The sequence below is a fragment of the Paraburkholderia nodosa genome, assembly GCF_001718195.1.
Taxonomy (GTDB): Bacteria; Pseudomonadota; Gammaproteobacteria; order Burkholderiales; family Burkholderiaceae; genus Paraburkholderia; species Paraburkholderia nodosa_A.
Genome location: NZ_MCNV01000004.1, coordinates 43,585 through 57,403 on the forward strand (window position 1 = coordinate 43,585; position 13,819 = coordinate 57,403).

Here is a 13,819-nt window from a genome sequence, read left to right on the forward strand (position 1 = left end):
GCGGGCCTGCGCCATCGCGTTCGGTCGGTCAGTGCATTCAATCAAGAGTACTAAAAAACGACGCACGACAAGGCGGCGCGGCTGCGTGTCGCCCTCTCACGCGTCGAATCGAAAACAACGTCCGGCTGGCGGCAAGTCCGCGAGACCGGAACACCAGGAGAACACGGAGATCATGAAACTTCGGATCGCAGCAGGGCTGGTCTTCGCTGGCCTCAGCGCGTCGGCGTTCGCGCAGGGCAGCGTTACGCTTTACGGCATCGTCGATACCGGCATCGAATATGTTTCACACGCGAACGCGGCGGGCGACAGCGTGGTGCGCATGCCCGGCATTACCGGCGAAATGCCCTCGCGCTGGGGCGTGCGCGGCAGCGAGGGGCTGGGCGGAGGGTGGTCCACGATTTTCGCGTTGGAGAGCGGCTTCAACATGCGCGGCGGCACGTTGAATCAGGGCGGCCGGCTGTTCGGGCGCCAGGCGTGGGTGGGCATGAGCAGCCCCTATGGCAGCCTGACGTTCGGGCGTCAGTACACCATGACGTTCTGGGCGATCGCCGACGCCGATCTGCTCGGACCGGACATCTACGGCGGCACCGCTTCGTTCGACCAGTACCTGCCGAGTTCGCGCAGCGACAACACGATCGTCTACAAGGGCAGCTACGGCGGCTTCACGCTCGGCGCGACGTGGTCATTCGGGCGCGATTCGGCCGGCACCGGCAATTCGCCGGGCCAGGGCACCTGCGCGGGGCCCGTGCCGGGCAGTTCGCAGTCTTGCCGCGAATGGTCGGCGATGCTGCGCTACGACCGCAATGGCTACGGCGTCGCCGCTGCCTATGACGAACAACGCGGCGGCCCAGGCGCGGCGGCGAACCTCTACGACGGCACGCCGACCTTCGCACTGACGAACCCGGGCGACACCGACGTACGCATCCAGCTCAACGGCTACGGCCATGTCGGCGCGCTGCGCATCGGCGGCGGCTGGCTGGGCAGGCGCGTCGACACGGTGTCGGCTGAAACGCCCAACGTGCATTCGGACCAGTTCTATCTCACGGCGCAGTATCCGGTGACGGCGGCCTTTATCGTCGACGGCGGCGTGTACCGCATCGTCAATAGCGACCACGACACGCGCGGCACGATTGCGGCGCTGCGCACCACGTATCAGCTGTCCAAGCGATCAGCCGTTTATCTGCAGGGCGCGTATCTGTGGAACAGCGCGAAGGCGGCCTACACGGTGAGCCAGGGTGGCGGCGGCACGACGCCCGCACCGGGAGCGGGGCAATTGGGGATCATGGCGGGTATCCGGCATAGCTTCTAGGAATGCGGCTGCCGGTGGCGTTGCAAACCCTCGCGTTGCACGCGGCCCTCGCCTGAACGAGGCGAGGGCCGCGTGGGCGATCAGAGACCGCTTACTGTCTTGACCGTCACCCACTGGCCGTTCTTCACCTGATAGACCGTGGACGAACCGTTCTTGAGCGAGCCATTCGCGTTGTACGCGATATGGCCGGTAATGCCGTCGAAGGCGATGCTTTGCATCTTCGCGCGATAGTCGTCGGGCTTGGTCGAATTGGCGGCCTGCATCGCCTTGATGGCGGCCCACGCCGCGTCGTAGCCGAACGGCGCATAAGAGAGCACGTCGACGCCATACTTCTGCTTGAAGCGGTCGGCGAACTTCGCGCCGACCGGCGTGCTGTCGAGCGGCCGGCCGTACTCCCACGCCATGGCGCCTTCGGACACGTCGCCCGCGAGCTTGACGAAGTCCACATCCTTCACGCCGCCGCCGCCCACGTACTGCGCCTTGATGCCGAGCTGGGCCATCTGCTTCATGATGCCGGCCGCCTGCGGGTTGAGGGCGCCCACGAAAATCAGATCGGGGTTCTTGCTCTTGATGTTCGTGAGCTGCGTCTTGAAGTCCGTCGCCTGGTTCGTCGTGTACTCGCGGTCGACGATCTCGCCACCGTGCGCCTTGACGGCCTTCACGAATTCGTCGGCTTCGCCCTGGCCGAACGCCGTGCGGTCGTCGATGACGGCGATGCGCTTGGCCTTCGTCGTCGTGACTGCGTAGGCGCCCGCGGTGCCCGCGTTTTGCGCGTCGCTCGAGATCACCATGAAGATGTTCTTGAAGCCGCGGCCGCTGATGACCGGGTTCGTCGCGGCCGGATCGATGTCGGGCAGGCCCGCCTTTTCGTACAGCTCGGAAGCGGGAATGGTCGTGCCCGAGTTGAAGTGGCCGACGACGACCGAAACGCCTTCGTCGACGAGCTTTTGCGCGACCTGCACGCCCACGCGCGGGTCGGCCTGATCGTCTTCGGCGACGAGTTCGAACGAGACGGGCTGGCCGTTGATCTTGACGCCTTGCGCCTTGGCGTCGTCGAGGGCCATCTTGACGCCGTTTTCCAGGTCTTTGCCGTAATTCGCGTTCGGTCCGGTGAGCGGCGCGGCAAAACCGATTTTCACGACGGTATCCGCGCGCGAGGCGAGCGGTGCAACAGCGAGAAGTGCTCCAGCGGCAACTGCGATAGGGGTAAGAGTCTTCGCAAAACGCATGTTGTTTCCTTTGTCGGCAAGCATGGGTCTACTGCTGTGGCGTGCATACCGGCCAGGCTTGCCCGCTTCGCGCGGTTAGCGGCCGGCTCACGACTCTCTTGTTCGCGTCGACTGCGGGTTGGGCTCCTCCAGAATAGGCGTGGAATCGATCGAAGCGCCCCGCACGCAAGACGCCGGGGCGAGACGCTGAGAGCGACTATAGGAAGCCAATATCGCTTCGTCTTGACCGTTCACGACGGCTTCCATGCGCATTTCTGCATAGCCGGCCGAATCGGGGCAATCAGGGCAAGTACGCCCTGCCGGGGGGAAATAAGGCGTAATAGAAATGTAATCGACATCCGCGCGGGGTCCGGTAAAGTCCCGCCATCACGCGCAATGCAGCACAACAATGACATCACGCCTGTCACGACGAGAATTCATCAAACTGACGATCGCGGTCGGCACGACCGTTGCGACCATTGAAACGAGCCCCGCGGCCTTCGCGAACGCTGCGCCTTGCCGGCTCACGCCCGAGCAGGAAGTCGGCCCTTACTGGATCGACGGCGATCTCGTGCGCCGCGACATCCGGGAGGGCAGACCGGGCGTGCCGTTGACGCTCGACATCGTGCTTACCGACGCGAGAACGTGCGCGCCGCTCGTTGGCGCGGCAGTCGACATATGGCAATGCGATGCGATGGGCGTCTACTCCGGCTACACGAAGATGGAACTTCCGCCCCCGCCCGATTTCGATCCGAAGGCGCCTGGCCGCCCGCCTGCGGGTCAGCCCCCTGGTCCGCCGCCCATGACGCCGCCCACGCTGCGGCCTACCGACCACCAGACCTTCCTGCGCGGCATTCAGCACACCGATCGCGCGGGCATCGTCACGTTCGAAACCATCGTGCCGGGCAACTATCCCGGGCGCACCAACCACATTCATTTCAAGGTCCGCACGGCACGCGCGTCGCAACCGCAGCGCACGCATGTTTCGCATGTTGGCCAGGTCTTCTTGCCGGAATCGCTGATGGTGACGCTGATGCAACTCGATCCGTATCGCGGCCACGCGATCCAGCGCACCACGCAGAGCGAAGACCCGGTATTCGTCGATCAGTCCGGCTCGACGATGGTCGCAAGCGCGAGCCCCATTGCCGTTGATGGCCGCGTCACCGGGTTGCGTGCGCGCGTGAGCGCGGTGGTCGATCCCGATGCGCAGCCGCAGCCGCTCGAACCGCTTCCGGGGCCTCACACACACTGATCCCGGCCGCACCGGGCGCGGGGCGGCAATGCTGGCCCAGGCGCGCTGATAGACTTCTTGCATGCAACACGGGAGAAGCGTTCGTGGGCGCGTTCGAGCGTGTCTTGATGCGAGCGTTCGGTCGACCCGAAGGCATCCTCGGCCGGCTCGGCGGCATGCTCATGGCAAAGATGAACCAGCCGTGCGCGGCATGGGCTATCGGCCTCCTCGAGATTCGCGAACACGACCGGGTGCTTGAAATCGGGTTCGGGCCTGGCGCGGGTATTCAGCTTCTCGCCGCAGCGGCACCCTCCGGGCACATTGACGGCATCGATCCATCACAGGAAATGCTGGCGCAAGCCACAGCGCGGAATGCCGCTGCAATCGCCCGCGGCCGGGTCGGTCTGCGAATCGGCTCAGTGGAGCGGTTGCCATGCGAAGCCAGCACCTTCGCGCCCGGTTTCACTGCGTATTCGGGACAAAAGCCCGGCGGGTTGATCGGACGACTAACAGCCGCTGGCTTTGTCGAAACGAAGCTTGTCGAAACCGAGAAGGCTTTTTGCGTGCTCGCTGTCGAACCATGAGCGAACAGGCAGGTAACGGCCATTCAGCAGGATCGCAGAACAAGCGTGTGCCTATTTCTTTCGCCTGCTCTTTTCGGGGTCCTGAAGGGTGCGAAGCGCATAGCACGACGCTCCATGCCGGCTCAGGAAGAGCCGGCATACACGCCATCGCGCGACCTCGTCAGACGAAAAAGCTTACGACCCGCCAAAGAACACCGGCTTCATCCCGGTCGGGCTGGTCGGATGGCCCATCTGCGACGAGCCGTTCATGGCAGGGCCGTAGCCGCTGCCCTGGCCGGCGGCACTAGCGTCGGCGGCCGGCATGCTGGAGGGAAAGTCGACGGTGTTCGCATTGGCCGGATTGAAGCCGGCTTGCTGAAGCTGTGCGATCTCGGCCTGTACTTGTGCGCGCGTCAGACCTCCATCCGACTGCGCCAACGAAGCAATTGGCACAGCCATGACGGCGACCGCGCAAACTGCGTGGACTAGCGTCTTCATAATGGTCCACCTCCGGGTTAGTGACACCGGCTCACACGTGCTGCAAACGGCCCGTTCATCCGAACCCTGGTTCGACCCCTTGCCAGACTTTGCAGCGCTCATACGTTATCGTTGTCCTCTGTTCCGATCGTATGCGCGGGTGATCGTTTTGGCCTCCACCATTTGATGGAGGCTCTCGAAATGGCGCGGCGGATCGTGTGGCCACGCGCGTCGAAGCAGGGATCGGCATTTCGATCCTTTCCCGAGATTGCCTGGATTGTTCGGGGGCGGATGGTCTAACGGCTGTTCCGCAAGGTCAGCTGATTCGTCACCGACCTGACTCCGCGCACCGATCTTGCCGTGTTGCCGGCGAGCGCGATCTGCCGGTGCTCAGGCACCCATCCCGTGAGCGTCACGACGCCGAGGCGCGCCCTGACGCGAATCCCTGAAGCATCCAGGTTCGGCGTCCGCCCAAGGGCGTTGCGGACGTCACGAGTCACGGCACTGTCCGGCCTGTTCTGAAGCCGCGACGTCGAGTACGCCACCCGATGCGCTGTCGCGCCAGCACCCGTGTTCTCACCTGTCTGCGCGCCAGCGTGGATCGAGCCACAACTCATGGAGACCGCAACCAGGATCGCGCAGATTTTGACGCTCACACCGCTCACTTTCATGCTCCCTTTCAGGCCAGCCCTTCGATTTCCCGCTATCTAGCCGCTCCATCACGGTAGAACGCGTCACTGGCGTCCACCATTTGCGAGAGTCCGGGCTGTTCGAGTGGATAATGCCCGGCGCTTTCGAGCATGACAACCTTCACCGGCACCCTCTGGATCCTCTCGAGGAACGGTTCGCTCGAGTGCAAGGGCGTCCAGCGGTCTGCTGCGCGCAATGCCACGCCAGGCAAGGGGCGCAGCAAGGTAGGGCCGCATCGCTTCGCCTGCAAAGCGGGCCGCCTCGTGAAACAGTTACAAGATAAGTATTGACGCTGGTCCATCCGGCAGGGTAATGTTCGCATCGAAGTTCAAGAAGTTCGATTGCTGTTCATCAATTGCTCGCGCTCCCGCGGTATTCGTTGTCCTCTCCCTCCTTGAAGCTTCACGCGCTCTTCAATAGAGCAATTTTTCGCATTTTTTTCTCAAGGATTCTTCATGGATACCGGCACCGTTAAGTGGTTCAACGACAGCAAAGGCTTTGGCTTCATCACCCCGGACAAGGGCGGTGACGACCTGTTCGCTCACTTCTCCGAAATCAAGAGCGAAGGCTTCAAGACGCTGGCTGAGAATCAGAAGGTGAGCTTCGAAACGAAGCAAGGCCCGAAGGGTCTGCAAGCGGCTAACATCAAGCCGCTGTAAAGTTGAAGGGCCCGGCCTCCTCAGACGGACGCCGGGTTGCAGCGACACCCTCGCGGAGCTTTGCCTCCCTCTGTTGGCGCGATCACTCCTGATTGGCATCTGTTTATTCAGCGGCTTGCCGGCGCCATACGCCTCGTTGCGCCTCATTCTCCCCTCAGGCTTTAACGCCCTTTTTTCGCTTTTCGACTGCTGAAGAATTCGGCTCGAATGGCTTTGAATCGGCGCGCCCGTGCGCGATTCGCACGGCATGTGCGCGCTCAAATATCATTAAAATTAAAATGCAGAACAAGCAAATTCAACATTACAACGGCTATGCCGTCCAATCCTCGGCGCATCGCTTGCCCGATGGTAGCTTTTCATCCAACCTGTCGCTCGAACCCATCGACGGCGAGCGAGCCGAAGGCCGCTACTCGTTCTATTCGCTCGATTACTTCAAGAGTGAAGAGCAAGCGTTGCAGCACTCGACCCAGTGGGCACGCAACTGGGTCGACACGCGCGGCTAAAGACGACGCCAAAGTGCGAAACACTCAACGCACCTGAAGCGCCAGGGCGGGTGCAGCAAAGCGCGCCCAATCATCACGCGGGACCCCGAACTGCGCGTCGTCGGCATGCGTCGCTGACAACACCCATTCCTTGTGGCCCCGCCGAGAGTGGCGGGATAAATAGCGGCCTTCGGTTACAATACAGGACTAGTTCGCTTCGCACAGCACCGACAAGACGCGTGTGGGTGAGTCGCGAGTCCTCCTTTGATTGATAGTCCAGCGATAACTGTGCTCGCTGGACTATACGCCCCGACGCGTATCGGTCCGGTATTGCGAGCCGCCGCGTTTTACCCATCCCCTCGCGTATCTCAGTCGCCGCCCGGACAGAGCGGTGACCATGACTTCCGGGACGCAAGGGCAGCCCGGCAATTTCATGCTCCCCATTGCCGCGCGAGCGCTTGTCGATCAACGCTCGCGACGTCTTCGCAATGCGGCGTCCGAACCCATGTCCCGCCAAATGATCAGGAATCTTGAATGGCCAAAGAAGAACTGCTGGAACTCGACGGTATCGTTGACGAAGTGCTGCCAGACAGCCGTTACCGCGTCACGCTCGACAATGGCGTGGTTGTAGGTGCGTACGCATCCGGTCGAATTCGCAAGAATCACATTCGCATCCTTGCGGGCGACCGGGTAACGCTGGAACTCTCGGTGTACGACCTGACGAAAGGACGAATCAATTTCCGGCATAAGGATGAGCGAAGCGGCGCCGCAACGCCAAGAACCCCATTTCGCCGTCGTTGACGGAGCGCGCGACCGTCGGCTGTGACCCTTACCTGTGCCACGACGCAGCGTGCACATCCATATCACGATTCGCCATGGCTGGTGGATCTCAACCAAGGAAAATAGTGACTACCGTAATTCTGAAACCCGACGAGCCCATGGAAGTTGCGTTGCGCCGTTTCCGTCGCTCGATCGAGCGCACCGGCCTGATTCCGGAGCTTCGTGCCCGGACAGCCTATGAAAAACCTACCGCGGTACGCAAGCGCAAAAAGGCCGCTGCTGTGGCACGCCTGCGCAAGCAGATCAAACGGTCGTTGCCGCCGAAGAAGCGGTACTGACCGCACCGGCATCTACCTGTGCCGACTGCCCCGATCCCATGGTGGCACTCCGCTGAACGCATCGACGAGGAAATCGATCATGACGCGCACCCTGGCGCTCAGCTGTCGACGGCTCGGGTACATGGCGAGTATGTCGATCTCGGCCAGCCGATAATCCGGCAACACGTGAACGAGTTTACCGGCACGTAGATCGTCGCCGGTCAGGAATGTTGGTTGCCAGATCACGCCTTGGCCAGCGAGCGCTGCCAAGCGTGCCGTGTCGCCGTTATTGGCATGCATGTGGCAGTCGACCCTCACAGCGTGGGTCTTGCCGCAACGGTCGATGAGTTGCCACTCATCGCCGGTGGCCGCATAGGTGTACCCGATGCAGCGGTGCTGCATCAGGTCCGCCGGCATGGCCGGTTGTCCGAAGTGGGCCAGATACGCCGGCGACGCGCACAGGATGTTTTGCGATGTCGCCAGCTTGCGGGCTGCGTGGCTAGTGGAGCCGGCGCGAGGCGGCGCGACGAATGCCTTCAGACCTGGTGGAGACGCTCAAAGCGATTGGCATGTATCGCATGTTCGTACCCAGGAGTCACGGCGGAATGGAACTGGATCTTCCGCAGGGGCTCAGGGTGATCGTCGAACTCGCAAAGATCGATGGGTCGTTGGGTTGGACCGCGATGATTGCCAGTGCAAGCGCGCTGATTGCCTCCCTGCTGAACATTCGGACCTATGATCAGGTGTACGAATCAGTTCCGGACGTCATACTCGCCGGGTCACCCCAGCCTGGGGGCACCGCACAGCCGGTGCCGGGTGGCTGGCGCGTGAGCGGGCGCTGGCCGTTCGCGAGCGGTTGTCAGCAGACCGAATGGATGGTGGGTTTCGGCACGATGACGAAAGACGGAAAGCCGCTTCCCGGTCACGCTGGCGAAGACGGGCCGCCGCTGGTGCGCGGCTTCATTCTCCCGGCGTCCGAATGGCAGATCGAGGATACGTGGCACGTGGCAGGGCTCAAGGGTTCCGGCAGCCATCACATCGCGATCGCCGACAGGATCGTGCCGGAAAGCAACTTCTTCGATACCGAGAGCCGCGCGGTCCGAACATCAGCAGCGTGGGCGAGTCATCTCCCTGAATGCCTCATGAGAGCCCCCGGAGGGATCTGGCCCGATTCGTGAATATCGAAATCGCTGGCACGCAATGATGCGTGGTCAGGCAAGCACAACTTCCGCAAGGAACGTTGCGAAGTAGTCGTCGTCCAGCCATCCTGAAACATGCTTTGACGCTTCGATGCGCTGGATTTCGCTCTGTCCTTTATCCGTCAGGACGGCAATCTGTAAGGTGGGGAGGTACTTCGTACTGGGGGGAGGTTTCTGGTCTACGGTCTGGATCAAACCCTGTGCGCGAAGCAACGTGAAGATTGCCGGTCGCTTGTGCCACGGTATTTGTCGATGCAAAGCAAGTCGAAGAGCTTCTAGTACAGCGCCATTATTGAATTCCATGAGGATCCTTCTGGTGTTCGACTGAAACGTCCTGCTGGCTCTGGGTACCTACAGTAGCACATGAATGGGTTCTGTACGATGACACATAAAAACGAAACCTGTCATGTTCAGCGATGATGCCGGCGCGGCGCGCGGCGCCGCTACGTTATTCAGCGGCGTTCAGCATCGATCTTCCTGACCATCGAACCTGCGTGGTAACCGCTAAAATTACAGTTTTAGCCCGGAATACGCCGATGTCTTTTGCCTCGCTTGGCCTGATCGAACCCTTGCAGCGTAATGTGCAAGACCTCAATTACCAGACGCCGACGCCGGTGCAGGCCAAGGCGATTCCTGCCGTGCTCAGCGGCAAGGACGTCATGGCTGGGGCACAGACCGGTACCGGCAAAACGGCGGGTTTTGCGCTGCCCCTGTTGCAGCGGCTGGTGCAACACGGCACGGCGGTGTCCAGCAACCGCGCGCGCGTTCTCGTGCTGGTGCCCACGCGTGAACTGGCCGAGCAAGTGCTGCAAAGCTTTATCGCTTACGGCAAAGGCCTCGACTTGCGATTTCTGGCCGCCTATGGCGGCGTGAGTATCAACCCGCAGATGATGAAGTTGCGCAAAGGCGTGGATGTGCTCGTTGCCACGCCGGGCCGTTTGCTCGATCTCAACCGCCAGAACGCCGTGCAGTTTGATCAGGTACAAACGCTGGTGCTGGATGAAGCCGACCGCATGCTGGATCTGGGCTTTGCGCGCGAACTCAACGCCGTTTTTGCTGCCTTGCCGGCTCAGCGGCAGACCCTGCTGTTCTCCGCGACGTTTACCGACGATATCCGCGCCATGGCGGCGGGCATTCTGCGCAGCCCGGTCAATATCAGCGTGAGCCCGCCCAATGCCACGGCCAGCAAGATCAAGCAGTGGGTGGTTCCGGTGGATAAAAGGAACAAGCCTGAGCTCTTCATGCACCTCGTGGCCGAGAACAACTGGGAGCACGCGCTGGTGTTCGTCAAAACCCGCAGTGGCGTGGATTATCTGGCGGCCATGCTGGATGAAGCGGGCTATGCGGTCGACACCATCCACGGCGACAAACCGCAACCGGCGCGACTGCGTGCGCTGGAGCGCTTCAAAACGGGCGAAGTCAATATGCTGGTGGCCACCGATGTGGCTGCGCGCGGGCTGGATATCGACGATCTGCCGTTGGTGATCAACGTCGATCTGCCGATCGTGGCGCAAGACTATGTGCACCGTATTGGCCGTACCGGCCGCGCGGGCGCCAGCGGCGTGGCGGTGTCGCTCGTGTGCGCCGATGAAGCGCCGCAACTGGCCGCGATCGAAGCGCTGATCCGGCAAACACTGCCCCGCGAAGAAGAACCGGGCTTCGAAGCCGAACACCGCGTGCCGCAAACCAGCGCGACGGGCGAACTCATCAAGAAACCCAAAAAGCCCAAGAAGCCCAAAGTGCCCCATGCAGTGCCGGGCGCCATGCAGGTCGCCAGCAAAAAACCGCGACCGCAAAGTGGCGAGAGCAAGGGCAAGCCTGCGACGCAGCGCACTGTGGCCGCGGGTAAGGGCACAAGTTTCACGAGCGGTAGCCCATTCAGCGTGCAAAAGCCACGCAGCAAGCCTGCCAGCAAGCCAGCTGCGGGTTCGCGCAAGCCGGCTGGCAAACCCGCTGGCGGCCGCGGCAAACGCCAACCCTGATCCTTGGGATGCGCAACGCCAGTCCTGGAACAGGCTGGCCACCGGCGCACTTTGGCGCAGGGGCGCACACAACCGTGCTCAACGCGGCCAGTGCCTGCGAGAGACGACAGCGAAGCTTACGGCGATCGCACCCGTCGCCGCGCGAAGGTGGGCGTCGTGGGACACGTCGCCGAAGCGAGAACGGCGACTGCGCACTCTGCGCGAATCGGAGTGGCTGACCGGGGGCGTGTCGGATTCGCTGACGACCGCCGTTTTACCGATGGCGTCGGTTTCAAGGTCCGCCTGGGGGCCGTCAGCCGGCGAGGTTCGAATTGGCATTGCGGATGATTTTCGAGAGGGGCATGCACGTATTGAACTCCTCGCCCATCGATCAGTAAAATGAATGTTCTTACCGGTATGATTACTTTTCCGAATGGAACTGAAATTACTGAGGACGTTTCTGACGGTTACCGACCTGCGCCATTTCAGCCGCGCAGCGGATGCGTTGCACATGAGTCAGCCGGCACTCAGCAAGCAGATCGGCGCTTTGGAGGCGAGCCTCGGTGGCAGGCTGTTCGAACGCGGTCGGCACGGTGCGCAACTCACGCCGTTTGGCGAGACGTTCCTGTCCGATGCGCAGGCGCTCGTACGCGACGCGGATGAAATCCTGTTGCGCGCGCGAGAGGCAAGCAGCGGCCGGCACGGCCATTTGCGCCTCGGAATCTGCCTTTCCGTATTGACGATTGTGCCGAAGCTCATCGCCGATTTTCGAGAGCAGCATCCTGCCGTCACCGTCACCCTGAGCGACCTGTCTTCCGCAGAGCAAACGCGCCGTCTGCTGGCGGGCAAGCTGGATGCCGGTTTCCTTCGCTTGCCTGCCGCGGATGGTCTGTCGTCATTCAAAGTCGTAGACGAGGGACTTGCGCTCGCATTGCCGCCACACCTTCGGTACACACGCCTCCCGGCGAATCTCGACGCGCTCAATGAAATCGGCTTCATCTCGCTGGTGCGTGCACGCGGGCCTGGGCTCGCTGCACAGATCGACCGGTGGTGCATCGAGCACCGCTTCGTGCCGAAGGTGACGCAGCAGGCCGAAGACATCCAGTCGGTCCTGACTTCGGTCGCCGCGGGAGTGGGCATTGCGTTCATTCCTTCTCGCGCACGACATCTGCTGCGGGATGCTACGGTACTGCCGCTTCATGGCAAAAACGCCAAGTGGCGCGTGGGACTCGCATGGCCTTCCATGCGGGAAAATCCGGTTACGGCGCGCTTTGTTGCATTCTTGCGCGCCGCAATGAAGAACGGTTAGTGGATGCGCGGCTGTTCCTGGAACTTGTGTACCAGGCCGACCCCTATGCCGCGCGTGTCGCTGCCGGGAGCCAGCGTCAAGCCTGAGTAGGCGGTGCCGGAGAGCGTGTATTGCGCCTGATTCCGGTTCTGGAGAAAGCCGGCCGCTGTGTAGATTGAATGGTATTTTTTTACTTTCAATCGGACCGGGTAAACCAGTATCGAACCGTCGAATCGTGCGCAGAAGCCGCAATTCACCGATCGATCTATGCGCGAAAGGATTTGCGAATGGTTGTGCGAAAAATGGCGCGCTTATCTGACCGAGGGCAGTGTCGTCGTCCGCCGCCGCACCGATCTTTTGCACGGCCTATAGTCGATTCTCAGCAACCATAGTTTCGAATTCCTCCCGATAGCGCCGCGCGAGTGCCGATGCGGTTTCATGCATTGATTCGCGATCGGTCGCGAGAGCATTGGCAACCGCATCGGCAAGATTGCCCAGATTCACAACGCCTGCGAGACCTGCCGCTTCCCATGTCCGCACATAAGCCGCATGCTTGCTTGCGTCGAGAGAATAATCAGGATGACTGATGTTGACGCGAGGAAGCGCATAGGCCATCGCGACGATGCGACCGTGCAGGCTGCTGCCGCAATAGATGCGGCTTCCTGCGATCAGCGCACAGATGTCCCAGACGTTCAGCGAGGCAAACACGCGAACGTGAACCGCGCGCAGTCGAGCCGCGAGCCGCTCGTACACCGCGAGGTCGTCATGCCAGGGAGCGGCGCCCGCGCGAAACAGCGCTATACCCAGGCCGTGCCCCCGCGCCGCGAGTTCGAATTGGGTGGCCAGCGTATCGAGCGTTGCATCGTCGCCGAAGTCAGCGCTGAATTGCGCGGCGACATAACCGCGTGGGAACGCCTGCCGCACGCCGGGCAGCGCGTAGTTGGCGGCGTGCCGGCGTATTGCCGTGCCGAACAGGGCCGCTGTCATCGTGGCGGGGTCCGGTATCAGGCGGGCTTCGATGCCCCGTTGGGCGAGCAGCGCCTGGGTTTGGCGGTCGCGCACGCTGACCGCATCCGCGGTTTGCAGCGCGGCGAGCACGTCGGCGCCCAACAGCGCATTGCGCGCATCGAGATCGACGCCTCCTGCCGCGTTGAACGAGAGATGCTTCACGCGTACGCCCGGCAATGCGGATTTCGACAGCACATACGGCGCGAGCGACGCCACGCCAACATGCTGGTGCGCCCACGCGCGTCCGTCGCGCAGCCAGTCATCTTCGGCTGCGATGAGCGCAGGCACGCGCTGCGGCGAGGCGAGCATGACGGCGGCCTCCCAGGCATTGCAGGTCAGCAACTCGCCGCCTGCGTGAATCACGTTCACGGGGCGGCCGCGCGCGAAAGCGGCGATGCGCGCGAGTGCGACCGTGGCAGGGCCGCCATCGCCATGCGGATCGCGCGCGGCGAGCCCGGCGAACAGCAGTTCGCGGCGTGGCAGCATGCGCGCCGCCACCTGCGCGATCAGCAGGTCGCCGAAATTGTGCCGGTCGAAGGCGCCGAAGATCACAGTGGGCGTGGAAGCCATGCGCGCCTCAGATCGTGCTTCTGTTCAATAGCCACCAGTCCCATACTCTCCCGTCCATACGGCGCCGCAGCATAAAG

At 62.3% G+C, this 13,819-nt stretch carries 16 protein-coding genes and 1 pseudogene; 11 read left to right on the forward strand and 6 right to left on the reverse strand.

Annotated features, from left to right (window positions below; all coding sequences use genetic code 11):
- Nucleotides 1–172 precede the first annotated feature (172 nt).
- Nucleotides 173–1,309 (forward strand): porin, encoded by a 1,137-nt coding sequence (locus tag BFD71_RS09400; protein WP_069263001.1) that lies wholly within the window; start codon nt 173–175, stop codon nt 1,307–1,309.
- 80 nt (nt 1,310–1,389) lie between these two features.
- Here the strand turns inward: BFD71_RS09400 and BFD71_RS09405 are convergent, their stop codons facing one another.
- On the reverse strand, nt 1,390–2,538 hold the full coding sequence (locus BFD71_RS09405; RefSeq protein ID WP_069263002.1) for a branched-chain amino acid ABC transporter substrate-binding protein: 1,149 nt from the start codon (nt 2,536–2,538) through the stop codon (nt 1,390–1,392).
- Between the two features lie 388 nt (nt 2,539–2,926).
- On the opposite strand from BFD71_RS09405, the gene BFD71_RS09410 reads away from it, so the two are divergent.
- Together BFD71_RS09410 and BFD71_RS09415 are read left to right on the forward strand one after the other, a co-directional pair.
- On the forward strand, nt 2,927–3,769 hold the full coding sequence (locus tag BFD71_RS09410; RefSeq protein ID WP_069263003.1) for an intradiol ring-cleavage dioxygenase: 843 nt from the start codon (nt 2,927–2,929) through the stop codon (nt 3,767–3,769).
- An 83-nt stretch (nt 3,770–3,852) separates the two neighbouring features.
- Nucleotides 3,853–4,332 (forward strand): methyltransferase domain-containing protein, encoded by a 480-nt coding sequence (locus tag BFD71_RS09415; RefSeq protein WP_083245149.1) that lies wholly within the window; start codon nt 3,853–3,855, stop codon nt 4,330–4,332.
- 174 nt (nt 4,333–4,506) lie between these two features.
- On the opposite strand, the gene BFD71_RS09420 is transcribed toward BFD71_RS09415, so the two are convergent.
- Nucleotides 4,507–4,809 carry a DUF4148 domain-containing protein gene (locus BFD71_RS09420; protein WP_069263004.1) on the reverse strand — a complete coding sequence of 101 codons (303 nt, stop codon included), beginning with the start codon at nt 4,807–4,809 and terminating at the stop codon, nt 4,507–4,509.
- A gap of 275 nt (nt 4,810–5,084) precedes the next feature.
- Nucleotides 5,085–5,459 carry a BON domain-containing protein gene (locus BFD71_RS09425; protein ID WP_069263005.1) on the reverse strand — a complete coding sequence of 125 codons (375 nt, stop codon included), beginning with the start codon at nt 5,457–5,459 and terminating at the stop codon, nt 5,085–5,087.
- Between the two features lie 129 nt (nt 5,460–5,588).
- Between BFD71_RS09425 and BFD71_RS41370 the strand changes: the two genes are divergently transcribed.
- From BFD71_RS41370 to rpsU, 5 genes are all read left to right on the forward strand, one after another.
- Complete coding sequence (locus BFD71_RS41370; RefSeq protein ID WP_176732851.1) at nt 5,589–5,768, forward strand: hypothetical protein; 180 nt, start codon at nt 5,589–5,591, stop codon at nt 5,766–5,768.
- Nucleotides 5,769–5,933: 165 nt separating this feature from the next.
- On the forward strand, nt 5,934–6,137 hold the full coding sequence (locus BFD71_RS09435; RefSeq protein ID WP_069263007.1) for a cold-shock protein: 204 nt from the start codon (nt 5,934–5,936) through the stop codon (nt 6,135–6,137).
- 278 nt (nt 6,138–6,415) lie between these two features.
- A complete protein-coding gene (locus BFD71_RS09440; protein ID WP_069263008.1) occupies nt 6,416–6,640 on the forward strand; it encodes a hypothetical protein in 225 nt (74 codons plus the stop codon).
- A gap of 513 nt (nt 6,641–7,153) precedes the next feature.
- A complete protein-coding gene (infA, locus tag BFD71_RS38990) occupies nt 7,154–7,420 on the forward strand; it encodes a translation initiation factor IF-1 (RefSeq protein WP_083245150.1) in 267 nt (88 codons plus the stop codon).
- 104 nt (nt 7,421–7,524) lie between these two features.
- Nucleotides 7,525–7,737: a 30S ribosomal protein S21 gene (gene rpsU, locus BFD71_RS09450; RefSeq protein ID WP_069263010.1), complete on the forward strand. Its 213-nt coding sequence runs from the start codon at nt 7,525–7,527 to the stop codon at nt 7,735–7,737.
- Nucleotides 7,738–7,749: 12 nt separating this feature from the next.
- Here the strand turns inward: rpsU and BFD71_RS09455 are convergent.
- A pseudogene (locus BFD71_RS09455) lies at nt 7,750–8,232 on the reverse strand (substrate binding domain-containing protein); the annotation flags it as partial.
- Nucleotides 8,233–8,285: 53 nt separating this feature from the next.
- On the opposite strand from BFD71_RS09455, the gene BFD71_RS09460 reads away from it, so the two are divergent.
- Entirely contained in the window at nt 8,286–8,894 is a 609-nt protein-coding gene (locus tag BFD71_RS09460) for a hypothetical protein (RefSeq protein ID WP_256094608.1), read from the forward strand.
- 33 nt (nt 8,895–8,927) lie between these two features.
- On the opposite strand, the gene BFD71_RS09465 is transcribed toward BFD71_RS09460, so the two are convergent.
- Nucleotides 8,928–9,218 (reverse strand): hypothetical protein, encoded by a 291-nt coding sequence (locus tag BFD71_RS09465; protein ID WP_069263012.1) that lies wholly within the window; start codon nt 9,216–9,218, stop codon nt 8,928–8,930.
- 233 nt (nt 9,219–9,451) lie between these two features.
- Between BFD71_RS09465 and BFD71_RS09470 the strand changes: the two genes are divergently transcribed.
- Both BFD71_RS09470 and BFD71_RS09475 read left to right on the forward strand, forming a co-directional pair.
- Nucleotides 9,452–10,897 (forward strand): DEAD/DEAH box helicase, encoded by a 1,446-nt coding sequence (locus BFD71_RS09470; RefSeq protein ID WP_069263013.1) that lies wholly within the window; start codon nt 9,452–9,454, stop codon nt 10,895–10,897.
- Between the two features lie 412 nt (nt 10,898–11,309).
- The gene (locus BFD71_RS09475; protein WP_069263014.1) at nt 11,310–12,185 is read left to right on the forward strand and encodes a LysR family transcriptional regulator; all 876 of its coding nucleotides are present in this window, start codon (nt 11,310–11,312) and stop codon (nt 12,183–12,185) included.
- A gap of 345 nt (nt 12,186–12,530) precedes the next feature.
- Here the strand turns inward: BFD71_RS09475 and BFD71_RS09485 are convergent, their stop codons facing one another.
- Complete coding sequence (locus BFD71_RS09485; protein ID WP_069263016.1) at nt 12,531–13,742, reverse strand: polysaccharide pyruvyl transferase family protein; 1,212 nt, start codon at nt 13,740–13,742, stop codon at nt 12,531–12,533.
- Nucleotides 13,743–13,819 lie beyond the last annotated feature (77 nt).

Bases quoted from the DNA above. Each gene is read 5' to 3' on its own strand.
- BFD71_RS09405 (WP_069263002.1), bottom strand. From the start codon at position 2,538: ATGCGTTTTGCGAAGACTCTTACCCCTATCGCAGTTGCCGCTGGAGCA.
- BFD71_RS09435 (WP_069263007.1), top strand. From the start codon at position 5,934: ATGGATACCGGCACCGTTAAGTGGTTCAACGACAGCAAAGGCTTTGGC.
- BFD71_RS09410 (WP_069263003.1), top strand. From the start codon at position 2,927: ATGACATCACGCCTGTCACGACGAGAATTCATCAAACTGACGATCGCG.
- BFD71_RS41370 (WP_176732851.1), top strand. From the start codon at position 5,589: ATGACAACCTTCACCGGCACCCTCTGGATCCTCTCGAGGAACGGTTCG.
- BFD71_RS09425 (WP_069263005.1), bottom strand. From the start codon at position 5,459: ATGAAAGTGAGCGGTGTGAGCGTCAAAATCTGCGCGATCCTGGTTGCG.
- BFD71_RS09465 (WP_069263012.1), bottom strand. From the start codon at position 9,218: ATGGAATTCAATAATGGCGCTGTACTAGAAGCTCTTCGACTTGCTTTG.
- infA (WP_083245150.1), top strand. From the start codon at position 7,154: ATGGCCAAAGAAGAACTGCTGGAACTCGACGGTATCGTTGACGAAGTG.
- BFD71_RS09475 (WP_069263014.1), top strand. From the start codon at position 11,310: ATGGAACTGAAATTACTGAGGACGTTTCTGACGGTTACCGACCTGCGC.
- BFD71_RS09460 (WP_256094608.1), top strand. From the start codon at position 8,286: ATGTATCGCATGTTCGTACCCAGGAGTCACGGCGGAATGGAACTGGAT.
- BFD71_RS09420 (WP_069263004.1), bottom strand. From the start codon at position 4,809: ATGAAGACGCTAGTCCACGCAGTTTGCGCGGTCGCCGTCATGGCTGTG.
- BFD71_RS09485 (WP_069263016.1), bottom strand. From the start codon at position 13,742: ATGGCTTCCACGCCCACTGTGATCTTCGGCGCCTTCGACCGGCACAAT.
- BFD71_RS09400 (WP_069263001.1), top strand. From the start codon at position 173: ATGAAACTTCGGATCGCAGCAGGGCTGGTCTTCGCTGGCCTCAGCGCG.
- BFD71_RS09440 (WP_069263008.1), top strand. From the start codon at position 6,416: ATGCAGAACAAGCAAATTCAACATTACAACGGCTATGCCGTCCAATCC.
- BFD71_RS09470 (WP_069263013.1), top strand. From the start codon at position 9,452: ATGTCTTTTGCCTCGCTTGGCCTGATCGAACCCTTGCAGCGTAATGTG.